Source organism: Microbacterium sp. MEJ108Y, assembly GCF_000834175.1.
Lineage (GTDB): Bacteria > Actinomycetota > Actinomycetes > Actinomycetales > Microbacteriaceae > Microbacterium > Microbacterium forte.
In genome coordinates this window covers 62,340-75,413 of the sequence record NZ_JXQX01000001.1, presented here as the reverse complement: position 1 = coordinate 75,413, position 13,074 = coordinate 62,340, and the positions used below count along the sequence as shown (strand labels likewise).

14 protein-coding genes are annotated in these 13,074 nt (G+C 66.5%); 6 read left to right on the top strand and 8 right to left on the bottom strand.

The window, feature by feature from the left end; all coding sequences use genetic code 11:
- Nucleotides 1–62 precede the first annotated feature (62 nt).
- The gene (gene ftsX, locus RU09_RS00385; protein ID WP_042536530.1) at nucleotides 63–977 is read right to left on the bottom strand and encodes a permease-like cell division protein FtsX; all 915 of its coding nucleotides are present in this window, start codon (nucleotides 975–977) and stop codon (nucleotides 63–65) included.
- Nucleotides 974–2,035, bottom strand: a complete 1,062-nt coding sequence (gene ftsE / locus RU09_RS00380; RefSeq protein ID WP_042536529.1) for a cell division ATP-binding protein FtsE — start codon at nucleotides 2,033–2,035, stop codon at nucleotides 974–976. Before ftsE ends, ftsX begins: the two co-directional genes overlap by 4 nt.
- Before the next feature lie 138 nt (nucleotides 2,036–2,173).
- Here ftsE and RU09_RS18405 point away from each other — a divergent pair, with 138 nt between their 5' ends.
- Nucleotides 2,174–3,568 carry a DUF2510 domain-containing protein gene (locus tag RU09_RS18405; protein ID WP_052492798.1) on the top strand — a complete coding sequence of 465 codons (1,395 nt, stop codon included), beginning with the start codon at nucleotides 2,174–2,176 and terminating at the stop codon, nucleotides 3,566–3,568.
- Between the two features lie 277 nt (nucleotides 3,569–3,845).
- On the opposite strand, the gene prfB is transcribed toward RU09_RS18405, so the two are convergent.
- Nucleotides 3,846–4,955, bottom strand: a complete 1,110-nt coding sequence (gene prfB / locus RU09_RS00370; protein WP_042536528.1) for a peptide chain release factor 2 — start codon at nucleotides 4,953–4,955, stop codon at nucleotides 3,846–3,848.
- Between the two features lie 108 nt (nucleotides 4,956–5,063).
- Here prfB and RU09_RS00365 point away from each other — a divergent pair, with 108 nt between their 5' ends.
- Together RU09_RS00365 and RU09_RS00360 are read left to right on the top strand one after the other, a co-directional pair.
- The gene (locus tag RU09_RS00365) at nucleotides 5,064–6,296 is read left to right on the top strand and encodes an MFS transporter (RefSeq protein ID WP_042536527.1); all 1,233 of its coding nucleotides are present in this window, start codon (nucleotides 5,064–5,066) and stop codon (nucleotides 6,294–6,296) included.
- The gene (locus RU09_RS00360) at nucleotides 6,293–6,847 is read left to right on the top strand and encodes an NUDIX hydrolase (RefSeq protein ID WP_042536526.1); all 555 of its coding nucleotides are present in this window, start codon (nucleotides 6,293–6,295) and stop codon (nucleotides 6,845–6,847) included. Before RU09_RS00365 ends, RU09_RS00360 begins: the two co-directional genes overlap by 4 nt.
- A 109-nt stretch (nucleotides 6,848–6,956) precedes the next feature.
- On the opposite strand, the gene RU09_RS00355 is transcribed toward RU09_RS00360, so the two are convergent.
- The 4 genes from RU09_RS00355 to RU09_RS00340 are packed head-to-tail and all read right to left on the bottom strand — an operon-like array spanning nucleotide 6,957 to nucleotide 8,423.
- Entirely contained in the window at nucleotides 6,957–7,340 is a 384-nt protein-coding gene (locus RU09_RS00355) for a hypothetical protein (protein WP_331451818.1), read from the bottom strand.
- Nucleotides 7,341–7,363: 23 nt separating this feature from the next.
- Nucleotides 7,364–7,798, bottom strand: coding sequence for a TadE family protein (locus RU09_RS00350; protein WP_231567438.1), 435 nt, complete (start codon nucleotides 7,796–7,798; stop codon nucleotides 7,364–7,366).
- Complete coding sequence (locus RU09_RS00345) at nucleotides 7,788–8,198, bottom strand: TadE/TadG family type IV pilus assembly protein (RefSeq protein ID WP_042536523.1); 411 nt, start codon at nucleotides 8,196–8,198, stop codon at nucleotides 7,788–7,790. The genes RU09_RS00350 and RU09_RS00345 overlap by 11 nt, the downstream gene beginning before the upstream one ends.
- A gap of 12 nt (nucleotides 8,199–8,210) precedes the next feature.
- The gene (locus RU09_RS00340; protein WP_042536522.1) at nucleotides 8,211–8,423 is read right to left on the bottom strand and encodes a hypothetical protein; all 213 of its coding nucleotides are present in this window, start codon (nucleotides 8,421–8,423) and stop codon (nucleotides 8,211–8,213) included.
- Nucleotides 8,424–8,552: 129 nt separating this feature from the next.
- Between RU09_RS00340 and RU09_RS00335 the strand changes: the two genes are divergently transcribed.
- Complete coding sequence (locus RU09_RS00335; protein ID WP_042536521.1) at nucleotides 8,553–9,968, top strand: recombinase family protein; 1,416 nt, start codon at nucleotides 8,553–8,555, stop codon at nucleotides 9,966–9,968.
- A 26-nt stretch (nucleotides 9,969–9,994) separates the two neighbouring features.
- Nucleotides 9,995–10,546, top strand: a complete 552-nt coding sequence (locus tag RU09_RS00330) for a hypothetical protein (protein ID WP_042536520.1) — start codon at nucleotides 9,995–9,997, stop codon at nucleotides 10,544–10,546.
- A 40-nt stretch (nucleotides 10,547–10,586) separates the two neighbouring features.
- On the opposite strand, the gene RU09_RS00325 is transcribed toward RU09_RS00330, so the two are convergent.
- The gene (locus RU09_RS00325; RefSeq protein ID WP_042536519.1) at nucleotides 10,587–11,891 is read right to left on the bottom strand and encodes a hypothetical protein; all 1,305 of its coding nucleotides are present in this window, start codon (nucleotides 11,889–11,891) and stop codon (nucleotides 10,587–10,589) included.
- Nucleotides 11,892–12,039: 148 nt separating this feature from the next.
- On the opposite strand from RU09_RS00325, the gene RU09_RS17950 reads away from it, so the two are divergent.
- A complete protein-coding gene (locus tag RU09_RS17950) occupies nucleotides 12,040–13,041 on the top strand; it encodes a protein NO VEIN domain-containing protein (RefSeq protein ID WP_052492797.1) in 1,002 nt (333 codons plus the stop codon).
- Nucleotides 13,042–13,074 lie beyond the last annotated feature (33 nt).

Sequence of the window (13,074 nt, the reverse complement as noted above, 5' to 3'; positions counted from 1 at the left end):
CGCAGTGTTCCAGAGCCCGAGTCGGGCGCACGACAGCCTGTCAGTCTATACCGGCGAGCCGCTCACGTGCGAAGCCAGCGCCGGATCGCGAAGCCCGCCGAGAGCGCGGCCAGCACGACACCGATCCCGATCAGCACGGGGACGACGACGACGGCATCCTGCATCGACACCCACGTCGTGATGAACGGCACGCGTCCTCGAAGGTAGCCGTCGACACCGAAATGCACCCCGGCGACGACCGCCGCGCTCGCGAGGGCCGAGCCGAGGAACGCGGCGAACACGCCCTCCAGCACGAACGGCGTCTGGATGAAGCGGTTGGATGCACCCACCAGACGCATGATCCCGATCTCCTTGCGCCTGGCGTAGGCGGAGAGTCTGATAGTCGTGCCGATCAGCAGGATGGCGGCGATCAGCATCAGCGTGGCGATCCCCACCGCGATGTATGTCGCGACCGTCAACGCGGAGAAGAGCGGCTCGAGGTACTGCAACTGGTCCTGCACCTGCTCGACGCCGGCGACGCCGTTGAACGCCTCGGAGATCACCTGAGACTGGCCGGGGTCCTTCATGGTGACGAAGAAGACCTCGAACGCCTGCTCCGGGGTGATGACGCTCGCCTGGTCCTCGCCGAGCTGCTCGACGAGCTTGGCGTAGGTGTCCTCCTTGGAGTCGAAGGTGACCTCGCTGATGAGGGGGGCGAGCGCCTCGCCCTCGAGCTGGGCCCGCACGGCGTTCACCTGCTCCTCCGAGGCACCACCGTCGACACAGGTGTCCTGCTCGGAGATGTCGGAGCACATGTACACGGCGACCTGGGCCCGCTCGGTCCAGTACCCGCGCATGGTGCCGATCTGCGCCTGCATGAGGATCGCAGCGCCGACGAACGTCAGCGACACGAAGGTGACGAGAACGACGGAGATGACCATCGAGATGTTCCGTCGGAGGCCGCCGAGGGCCTCGGTGAGGATGAGTCCGATTCTCATGACGTCGGCCCCACTTCTTCGGAACCGTCATCAGACAGGCCGAGGCGATCGGCCACGCCGAGCTCGGCGACGTCGACCTGCGGCATCACGATGGGATGCGTCCGAGGCGCGACAGGGGCCTGGACGGCCACGGGCTGCTCCTCGACGACGGGCGGCTCGATCGGTGCGGCCTGCGCCTCCGGCGTCTCGGATGCGGTCGGTACGGCATCCGCGGATGCTCCCTCGGCCCTGCGCTGAGCGGTGAGCTCCTCAGCGAGCGCAGCGCGGACGAGCGAGAGGTCGGCGGTCTGGCGCTGCACCTCCTGCACCGCGGTGAGGGCGGCTGCCGCTGCCGCACCGCGCACCTCCTCCGGGACGAGGCGCGGGATGTTGGATGTGTCGCCATACCCGCCGTGCACTTCGTCTCGCACCATCTCGCCGTCGCGGAGCTCGATCACTCTGCGCTGCATCTGGTCGACGAAGCCCGCCTCGTGCGTCGCCATGAGCACGGTCGTACCGCCCGCGTTGATCCTCGCGAGAAGCTGCATGATGTCGACCGACGTCGCCGGGTCGAGGTTTCCGGTCGGCTCGTCCGCGAGCAGCACCTGGGGGCGGTTGACGAGCGCTCGAGCGATCGCGACGCGCTGCTGTTCTCCACCGGAGAGCTCGTGCGGCATTCTCTTCTGCTTGCCGTCGAGCCCGACCAGCGCGAGCGCCTCGGGGACGGCCTGCTGGATGAAACCGCGCGACGAGCCCGTCACCTGCAGGGTGAAGGCGACGTTCTGATAGACGGTCTTCGACGGAAGCAGTCGGAAGTCCTGAAACACGGATCCGATGTGGCGGCGGAAGTACGGCACCTTGCGGTTCGCCAGCGAACGCAGGTCGCGTCCGAGCACGGCGACGCGACCGGTGGTCGGCACGTCCTCTCGGAGGATCAGCCGCAGACAGGACGACTTGCCCGACCCTGAAGCGCCCACGAGGAAGACGAACTCGCCTCGCTGCACTTCGAAGTCGACATCGGACAGAGCGGGCCGTGAGGTCCCGCGGTAGCGTTTCGTGACGTTCTCGAACCGAATCATGGCGGTTCGAGCCTAAGCGCGCCCGTTCATCTGTTCGCGAGCGACACCCCGCGGGAGCCCCCTGCGTGTCACACCGCACTGCTATACATGGAGGTGCGATCCACGCCATCAGGGTGGACGATACTCCGAGGGGGAACCATGACGACGCCTGCAGGCTGGTATGACGACGGATCCGGGCGCCAGCGCTGGTGGGACGGCACCCAGTGGACCGAGCACTTCGCTCCGATCGTCGACTCCACGGAGCCCGCAGCGGATGCGTCGACCGCCGGTTCGACCGACGACGAGGCGACGAACTCCGGTTCCGCCCAGAGCGCGCATGACGCCTCCTCCGCAGGCTCCCCGGAGACCGCGGCCGACGCAGAGACCGCCGCGTCGATCGAATCCGTCGCTGCGGTCGAGACCCAGTCGTGGAATGCCCCTGCACCCTCCGACTCCGATGCCGGTGCGCAGGCGCCTGCGGACGAGGTCGCAGCTCCCGAGTCCGAGTCCTCCTGGTCCGCCTCCGAGACTCCCGTTGAAGAACCCGGCAGCGCGCAGGCACCCGACTTCACCGCTCCGGGCGCCGCTGCGCCGGCCGACGGCACCGTGCAGCCGTATGGCGGGGGCGCGCCCTCGTACCCCGGTGCCGCTGCTCCTGCGCAGCCCCAGGAGTACCCCGTCACCGCCGGCTACCCGGGGGCCGCAGCGCCGAGCTACCCCGGCGCCGCACCCTATGCGTCCGCAGGACAGCAGTACGGTGCTCCCACGGGCTACCCGCCCGCGTACGGAGCGACGGCCCCGGCAGCTCCGTCGGGGCCCTCGATCCTCGGCCTCGTCGGGCTCGGGCTCGCAGCGCTCGGCACCATCCTGTCGTGCATCCCCGTGATCTTCTGGCTCGGATGGCTCCTGCTGGGCGTCGGATTCATCGTCTCGCTGATCTCGCTGTTCCTCAAGGGCAAGAAGTGGCCGGGCATCTCCGGCCTGATCCTGTCGGTGATCGGCGCGATCATCGCGATCGTCATGTTCTTCGTCATCGTCTTCGCGACGGTGTCCGAGGCCGTCCGCGACCTGCCGACGGCCCCGCCGTCGAGCGATTCGGACACGGGCACCGGAACGGAACAGGATCCCGGGACCGACGAAGAGGGCACGGGAGCTCCCGAGGTCGTCGAGGGCGAGATGGGCTCCCCCGTGCCGATCAACCAGATGGCCGCCACGAGCGAGGTCACGATCCACTCGGCCACGTGGGCGACGAGCGACGGCTCGAGCATTCCCTCGACCAACGGCGGTTACGTGATCCTCGACGTCACCTTCACCGGCGTCTCGGGCACGAGCTACCTGAGCGCATTCAACTTCGGCATCGAGACCGCTGAAGGCGTCGAAGGGACCTACGACTACTACGTCGACGGGATCGTGGCTGAAGAACTCGAGCCCGGCGACACGGTCGACGGCAAGATCACCTTCGACGTCGCGCAGAGCGAGTCCTACGACGTGATCTTCACCGACGAGGTCCTGCAGGAGGTCACGCGCATCACCGTCACCCCGTCAGCCGGCTAGAACACAGCGCAAGGCGAACCCGTCCGGCGGTCGCCGGCGGTTCGCGTCGCAGGTGGGCCCGTGCACGATGCTTCGGCATCCGGCACGGGCCCACTTCCGTCCCGGCCCACTTCTGCACGGGCCCATCTCGGCTCCGGCCCGCTTCAGCTCCGGCCATGTCCGCCCGTCGCCACGCGCACTCGTCGGGGTTCGGCCTCCGACATGGACACGAACCGCGAGGGGGGACGACAAAAGCGGGCCGCCTCGAAGAGGCCGCCCGCTGAGAGTGAGCCTTCGCTCAGTCCTCGTCTTTGCGCTTGCGCCAGCGGATGCCGGCCGAGATGAACCCGTCGAGATCGCCGTCGAACACGGCAGCCGGGTTGCCCGACTCGTGTCCGGTGCGGAGGTCCTTCACGAGCTGCTGGCCGTAGAGGAAGTAGGAGCGCATCTGATCGCCCCAGCTCGCCGTGATGTTGCCGGCGAGTTCCTTCTTCTTCGCGGCCTCCTCCTCCTTCTGCAGGAGCAGGAGTCGGGTCTGCAGCACTCGCATGGCCGCGGCGCGGTTCTGGATCTGCGACTTCTCGTTCTGCATCGACACCACGATGCCGGTCGGCAGGTGGGTCAGGCGCACCGCGGAGTCGGTGGTGTTGACCGACTGTCCGCCAGGGCCCGACGAACGGAAGACGTCGACACGGATGTCGTTCTCGGGGATGTCGACCTCGGTCGCCTCCTCCATGAGAGGGATGACCTCGACCGCGGCGAACGACGTCTGACGTTTGTCGGCAGAGCCGAACGGGCTGATGCGCGCGAGGCGGTGCGTTCCGGCCTCGACGGACACCGTGCCGAACGCATAGGGCGCGTCGATCTCGAACGTCGCCGACTTGATGCCGGCCCCCTCGGCGTACGAGGTGTCGAGCACCTTCACGGGGTACTTGTGACGCTCGGCCCAGCGCAGGTACATGCGCATCAGCATCTCGGCGAAGTCGGTGGCATCGTCGCCGCCGGCACCCGAGCGGATCGTGACGATGGCGGAACGCTCGTCGTACTCGCCGTCCATCAGCGTCTGGACCTCGAGCTGGTTGATGATCTCGGTGAGCGCGGTGAGCTCGGCGCGAGCCTCGACGGCGGATTCCTCATCGCCCATCTCGTTCGCGAGCCCGACCAGCACTTCGAGGTCGTCGAGTCGACGACCGATGCCCTCGACCCTGGCGAGCGCCGACTGCCGGTGGCTCAGCGCGCTGGTCACCTTCTGGGCGCGTTCGGGGTCGTCCCAGAGGTCCGGCACGCCGGCTTCCTCGCTGAGGCGCGCGATGTCGGAGCGGAGGGTCTCGACATCGATGACCTCGCGGATGTCACCGTAGGTGAGTCGCAGGGCCTGGATGTCGGCGGAGAGATCGAGTTCGAGCATGTCGCGTCCAGCCTAACGTGCCGCCTGCGCGGGCGGGGACGGCGTTCGAACGGGAGTAGCGTGAAACGGGTGAGCAGCGCATCCACGGTCCTGAGGCGGTTCGGGCCGATGGTGTACCTCCCGACCGTCCTCTTCTCGCTCGGGGAAGGCGCGGTGATCCCGCTCATCCCGGTGATCGCGGCGCGGATGGGCGCCGACATCGCGTTCGCCGCGCTCGTGGCCTCCGCTCTCGTGGTCGGCCAGCTCTGCGGAAACCTCCCCGCAGGCTGGGCTGTGGGCCGCATCGGCGAACGCTTCACGATGGTGATCGCGGGCGTGATCGCGATCAGTGCCGGCGTGGGCATGGTCTTCGCCCCCACGCTCGGCGTGCTCGCGGCATCCGTCTTCCTCCTGGGCTTCTGCGCGGCCGCCTTCGGTCTGGCACGTCATGCCTTCATGACGACGAGGGTGCCGATCGCCTTCCGCGCGCGGGCCCTCTCGCTGCTCGGCGGCAGCTTCCGCCTCGGGATCTTCATCGGACCGTTCGTCGCTGCGGGTCTGCTGCAGCTGTTCGGTTCGGAGACGGCAGCGATCTGGTTCTTCCTGGGCTGCCTCGTCGTGATGGTGCTGCTCGTGCTTCTCGGCCCCGATCCTGAGAAGACGATCGCGCCGACGACTGCGGTGCGCACCGCTGCGCTTGCGGATGATTCGGGCGAGCCTGTCACGGGTTCGATTCCCACGGCGGCGCGCGCGGGCATCTTCCGCACCATGTGGCAGCAGCGCAGCGTACTCGGCCGACTGGGACTCGCCGCCGCGTCGCTGTCGGCCGTGCGGTCTGCACGGCAGGTCGTGCTGCCGCTGTGGGGGTTGTCGCTCGGCCTCGACGCCTCGACGATCGCGCTGGTGGTCGGAATCTCGGGTGCGATCGACTTCGCGCTGTTCTATGCGAGCGGCCAGGTGATGGACCGTTTCGGACGGCTCTGGGCGGCGATGCCGGCGATGGTGCTGATGGGAGCGGGATTCCTCGCGCTCTCCTTCACACATGATCTGGATGCGGCCGTGCTGTGGTTCGGCATGTTCGCCGCCGTGCTCGGGGTCGGCAACGGGCTCTCGAGCGGCATTCTGCTGACGCTGGGCGCCGACGTCGCCCCGAAGAGCGAGCCTGCCGCGTTCCTCGGCTCGTGGCGCACGCTGACGGATGCCGGAGGAGCCGTCGCTCCCCTGCTGGTCTCGGCGATCGTCGCGATCGCGTCCCTGCCGATCGCGGCGGCGGCCATGGGCGTGATCGGTCTGGTCGGCGCGGGCGGGTTCATCCGCTGGATCCCCCGGTTCGTGCCCCGCACGAGAGAGGAGCCTTCATGACCGGTGGCCTCGGCGCCGATGTGCGTCTCCTGGTTCTGGGCGCCGCGGTGTCCTCCGAGCGCGAGCGCGCTGCCCAGGTCGACTTCGCGAGCTTCTTTCCCGACGACCACGGCCCCGTCTCCCGTGACGACGGTCCACGCCACGCCACGGCATCCGCGCTCGTGTTCGATCCGACACTCACTCGAACCCTGCTCGTGTTCCACGCCAAGGGGCAGTTCTGGGTGCAACCTGGAGGACATCTCGAGGCGGGCGACCTGTCGATTGCGGATGCCGCGCTCCGTGAGCTGCGTGAAGAGACCGGAGTGGTCGTCTCGGGCCTCGCCGAGCCTCTCGTGTACGACCTCGACCACCACGCGCTCTCCTCGGCCTTCGGACGCTGCGCCTCGCACCTCGATATCGGGGTCGCCGTCGTCGTCTCAGATGACACTTCACTGATCGTGAGCGACGAGTCGGAGGACGTGCGCTGGTGGCCGATCGACGCGCTGCCCGTGCAGGTGCCGGATGGATTCCCACGGCGGGTGCGTCGACTGCGGGATCGTCTGATGAATTGACGACCTCGCGAAGGACCGGTGTCCTGAAGGAGCGGTGTCGTGAAGGAACGGTGTCGCGATGGGCCGGTGTCGCGAAGGGCCGATGTCGCGACGGGCCGGTCCGTCCCGATCAACGCAGAGCCGTGCGGCTCGTCGCCGTCGCCTCCAGTCGCACTCCGTCCGGAACGAACAGCGACGCGAGCGGCGGACTCCACGTGGTGGCGACGGTCACCCGCGAGGAGCGGCCGTCGGGGCTCGACGCCGATTCCAGAGTCACCGCCGCCGGGAGTGCTGCGAGCAGCGCCTCGACCTGATCTCTGACGCCCTGATCGGTGAGATCCGCGTGTGCAGCCTCGCCGTCGAGCGCCAGGGTGAATCCGTCCGCTCCGGCGAGCGCTGCCGCGTCGGCGATCGCATCGAGTCTCTTCTGCGAGATGTACAGGTCCGTCGCGCACACGCTCATGAAGATGAGGGCGACTGCGAGCAGCGCATAGCCGAGGGTCAGGAGCAGCACGCTTCCGTCCTCGCCCGCCTGCTTCACCCGTCACCCCACAGACGGGACATCTTCTGCACCGCCGCCCCCTCGACGTCGATCGATGCAGCCTCGTCCACTCCGAAGATCGTCGGCACGAGGGGCAGGGACACCGACGTCGCGACCGTCACGGTCACGGTCGCGCCCGCCGACGGACATGCCACCTCGAGGGGTGCGCAGGTCACAGACACCTCGATGGATTCCGCATCGAGGCCGTACTGATCGGAGATGCTCGCGATCACCTGCTCGCTCCGCATGGCCGCGGTCCCGGCATCAGGCGCGAGGGCGATCGCCCGTGCCGTGTGCCGTGCGGCGGCCTCGACACCCAGCGTCTGCTCCTGGACAGCCCCCAGCGCGATGATCAGATACACGAGCGGCACGAGCAGAATGACGCCGACGGCGATGAACTCGAGGGCGGCCGAGCCGTCGTCATCCGTCATCGAACGACTCCTCCGGTGCATGCGCCTGCACCTCCAGTGCGAGCGGCACACCGAGGAGACCGATCACGGGAAGTGTGGTGCGGATGCGAACCTCGATCGTCGGCTGAGCGAGTGACATCGAACGGACGACAGTCACATCCTCGGCGTAGGTTTCGCCGACCGCGCGGGTGATGACCTCCCGTGCACGCTCGGCTCCCTGCTCTGTGCTCGTGTCCGCCAGAGCGGCGTGATAGGCCCCGTCGACCGCCGCGTCGTGCACGACGTTGCGGACGTAGACGGCGAGCGCGAGTTGCATAACGGCAAGGGTGAGCAGGGTGAGCAGCGTTCCCGCGAGCACGAACTCGACCGGGCTCGATCCGCGGTCGTCCGTAAAAGAGGGCCGTGATGATGTGACCGGCATCGAGATAGCCCCTCAGAGTCCCGACACACGCTGGATGGCCTGCTCGAACAGCGCACTGAGCGCAGGTCCGGCCACCGCCCAGATCAGCACCACGAGGCCTGCCGTCATCAGTGTCACCAGCACCCAGCCAGGCACGTCTCCGGATTCGTCGTCGACGAGATTCTTGGCGGGAGCCTGAGAGAGGCAGGTCGCGAAGCGCGCCCTGTGAGGTCGAGGAGTGTTCATGTCGTCCTTTCGTGATCGCTCAGCCGATGCCGAGACGCAGAATGAAGAGGCCCGGATAGATGGCGAAGAGAACGGAGAGCGGGAGGATCAGGAACACGAGCGGCGCTGGCATGGCGCTAAGGTACCTTCATGGATTGCGTCATCTACACCCGCATCAGCCTTGACCGCACGGGTGAGGGGCTGGGGGTTGCCCGCCAGGAGAAGGAATGCCGTGCCCTGGCGAAGAAGCTCGGGCTGCGTGTGGTCAAGGTCTACTCTGACAACGACATCAGCGCCACGAGCGGCAAGGTGCGCCCTGACTTTGAGGCCATGCTGGACGCCCAGCCCCCAGCCATCGTCGCCTGGCATCAGGACCGGCTACTGCGCCTGACCCGCGACCTGGAGCGGGTGATCACACTGAACGTGCCGGTGTATTCCGTGACCGCTGGCACCCTAGACCTGACCACACCCGCAGGCCGTGCAGTGGCGCGCACCGTGGCCGCGTGGAGCCAGTACGAGGGCGAGCAGAAGGCCACACGCCAGGTAGCCGCCAACGTGCAGCGCGCCGTCAGCGGAGTCCATCAGGGCCGCGTGGGCTACGGCTATCGGCGCGAGGGATCCGCCGTGGTGCTGCACGACGCCGAGGCTGACACCATCCGGGCAGCCGTGAAGCGCGTGCTCGACGGTGAGTCGCTGCGGGCCGTGTGCAAGGACTTGGACGCGCAGCAGGTGCCGACCCCGGGACGAGGCGCAGGCTGGAACACCACGACCCTGAAGCAGCTATTGCTACGGCCCAGCCTGGCCGGGTTGACTGTCCACAGAGGGCAGGTGGTAGGCCACTCCCCTGCCGACTCCCCGCGCGTCATCGACGAGGACACTCATGAGCGCCTGAAGGCCGTGCTGACTGACCCGCTGCGCCGCACCAGCCCCGCAGGCCGCACGCCAAAGTACCTGCTGGGTGGCATCGCCCGCTGCGGTCGCTCCACAGGCGCGCTGGATGAGCCCGGCAAGCCGGTGGAGTGTGGCGGGGTGATGGTGCGCGCAGTAGGCCGGAAGACGCGCCAGGCCAACGGCAACGAGAAGCGTCAGCCCCCGAGCTACGTGTGCAGCGAGTGCTACCGGGTGCGGCGCAAGCAAGACAGCGTCGATGACGCCGTTGACCGAGTGCTGATTGGGCGTCTGCAGATGCCTGATGCTGCGGCGCTGTTCACCCAGGGTGACCCGGCTACGCTTCAGGAGGCGCGCGACACCATAGAGGCGCTGGATGCCCGCCTGGCCAATGCTGCCGACATGTTCGCCACGGGTGACATTGACGCGGCGCAGCTGACGCGCATCACCGAGCGACTGCGGGCTGACCGTGTGCAGGCTGCGGCTGCCCTGGATGCTGCGCTGCCCCCTGCCGTACCCGCCGAGCTGATCGGCCCCAACGCGCTCCAGGTGTGGGGCGGGCTCAGCATGGACGTCAAGCGCGCCGTGCTGGATACCCTCGTGACGGTGACCATCCTGCCCAGCGGCAGCGGCAAGGCGTTCGACCCTGCAACCGTGCGTGTCACGTGGAAGAGCTAACAGCCGGGGTCTGCCAAGATCAGTTCGTGGACATCGCTGCGTTTGTCATCTCCGTCATTGCTGTCCTTATCGCTGGGCTTGGGACGGCCCTGGCCAACAAGCGTTCTAAGGAAGCCCTGCAGGAGTCCCGCAAGGCGGTCACCACGGCGCTGTGGTCCGCTCTGCAGGAAGCGGTGCAGCGGCTCGTCGCGTTCGATCCGACCACTGAGCCCGTGGGCGAGCGGCTCGCGAACCTGCGCATTGCCGGGATCGAGCTGGCCGACGAGTACACCGATTGGGAAGGCCTCGACACGTGGCTGGAAGCTGAACGTGTACTGGGGGCCACCCTCGCGCGGCAGGTGATGGCTGCCGCGAAGCCTGGCGACAGCGTGGACCAGCGCCTCGACAACCTCGACCCGTTCATGAGTTGGGCGCAAGCTCTCAGCCAGAACCTCCGCCTGTTCCGCCGGACGGGATACGACAAGGCGGCGCTTTCCAAGTTGCGAGAGAACGCCACGGGCCTCACGAAAGACGTCCATAAGAAGCACGGGTGGGAGCTTCCGCCTACCTCGAACCCGCGCGTTGCGCCCTTGGACTAGTGTCCTGGCAAGCGCTGCTTCATCATGGAGCGGCACCAAGTCAAGAAGGAGTCTGACCCGGCGGCAGAACCTTCCGCGCCTTTTCGATGAGTTCGAGAAGCTGCGCCAACGTCGTGACTGACGTCTTGTCGTCCGTCGAATCTTTACCACCGGTGGACGTCGTTTCAGCGTAAGTGTTGCCGAATGCCTTACCCACCAGCTCGATAAAGGCATCGTCCACCTTGGGCTTCTCGGACACATTCGCAAGGAACGGACCGATCGCGCGTAGCTCTAGTTCCATCCGTTTGATGGCGTTGGCGTTGTTGATCAACCGGCTTCCAAGTCTGATCGCCACGGTTGCCGCGGAGCCAGCCAAGATGCCTATAGCTGCCCGAGTAATGATCGCGGTCCAGTCCACGGTGCCGTCGTCGGACTTGGTGCCGTCGAAGATCAACCAGATGAGCGGCACTGTCGCAACGAGCAGGAGGGCAAAGCCGAGAAGGTAGAAGCGGTTTCCGACACGACGCCCCCAGTCCGCTTCCGACTCGAACTGCGACGCAACTTCGTCAGCGGCGATCGCGCTGACTAGTTTCGTGTACTTCTCTTTGGCGCCGATCAACTCCGCGTACTCTGCCTCAGCAGCATCGAGACGCTCGGCGGCGCTATCCCTCAGCGGCTGGAAGTCCTCGTTGAAGGCGGCTTCGCGAGCGCTGCGCCACTCTTTATAGGCCGCGGAGTTCTTCTCGTCGAGGGCCTCGACTGCCGACTTAGCTCCAGCCACTGCGACCGTGAGCTCGCTCTTCTGCTCTTCGATAGTTGCTTGCAAGGATTCGAGCTTGGCATGAGCCTCCAGCAGTTCCGCGCTAACTTCGTCGCGCTTCGCCTCAACTCGCGCGTCGTAATCAGTGATCTCGTTCCGCAGCTTCTCGTGCTCGGTGTTGAGTGCATCGATACTGATGCGCTGAGCCTCGAGCAACTGCTCGAAGAGAGTGTTCATCTGGTTGACCTCGCCGCCCCTGCCATAGGGACGTGGCCACGCGGCCATTTGCAGCAGGCCCGTTTCCGCTTGATCCGCAGCCTGATGAAGATAGTTTGTGTAGTCAACCCCACTGCCGACACGGGTTGACAACGAGTTCTCGACAGATTCCCATACCGTCTGCACTGGGGCGAGCATCTGGGGATGGAAGAAGGCTGCACGTGTCGAGGCGACGACGTCGAAGCTACGCACATACGCCATCTGTGCCTTGATGCGTTCGATGAACGGCATTTCAGCAGGCTGATGCTCGTCAACGATCTCAGTGAGCTGATCGTCGATCCTGTCGAGTACACCCCATAGCGCGTGACTATCGAAATCTGACCGCAGCATCCTTGCCTCCCGGCAGTCATGCTATCGGCCGTCACCGACATCGCTTCGACGGCGCGCCTTCGACGGGGCCGCCGCCCAGGATGAGCGCCTGCATAAGTGCGCCTAAAGGGCCCCCTTCGGGCAAGCCGAGGTCTGCCAGAGTCGACTCATGGTAATTAACAACTGGTGGGGCGCGGACCCCGACGAGATCTTCTGGATGGAGATTCGGCAGGAGCCGGTCGGGTTGGGCGAGTACCTGCGCGCGCCGAAAACGGGTGGGGATGGGAACCCCTCGTGGTCCTACGAGTTGACCTCCTACGTACAACCCGGCGACCGGGTGTTCCACTGGCACAAGACGCCCTCAGGCGAACAGGGCATCCTTGGTTGGTCTGAGGCCACAGGTCCACTCGAAACCATGCTTTGGTCGTGGCAAGCGCGCGGTACCCGAGGACGGAAACGTGGCGTACCTAGAGTGGGGCCAACGTGGAACATGCCACTCACCGGATACACCGAGCTGGCCCAGCCCATCACCAGATCGGCTCTTAATGCGCGTCGAGCCGAGGTACTCGAGGTCGTTGACGGCCTCGCCCGCACCTACGGCAAGCCGATCTATGCGCCATTCCAGAACTACGGTGGTCGTGAACTACGCGCTCAACAGGGCTATCTCACAAAGTTCCCGGCCGCTCTCGTGGCGTTGTTCTTTGAGTTCACGCCGACCGAGGCCCCAGAGTCGCCGAACGACCGTAGGAGAACTGCTCGTGCGGGACGTGGGCAGGGGTACCTTCGGGACGCGGAAAAGCGCTCTGCGCTTGAGGGCCACGCTGTGCGCTTGGCCATTGAGCACTACCGAGCTGCCGGTGCAACGAGCATCGAGGAGCTGGGCAAGCCCTACGACCTGCGTGTGATGCTGAACGGTGTAGAGCGCCACGTCGAGGTCAAAGGTTCGGTGGGCGATGAGCTGGAAAATGTGCAGCTCACGCAAGGCGAAGTCGTCCATGCCCGGGCCTACCAGCCGACTGACCTCTTCGTGGTCGACGGGATTAGCGCGTCCCACGATGCGGACGGGCTTGTAGTGACGTCGGGAGGGAGAGCGCGACTATGGTCGGACTGGATACCTAGCGAGAGGGCGCTTCGTCCGACCCACCTGCGCTACACACTCCCCGATCACTAACCGGACCTCAAGTGTCGAGCGGCGCTAGGCGAT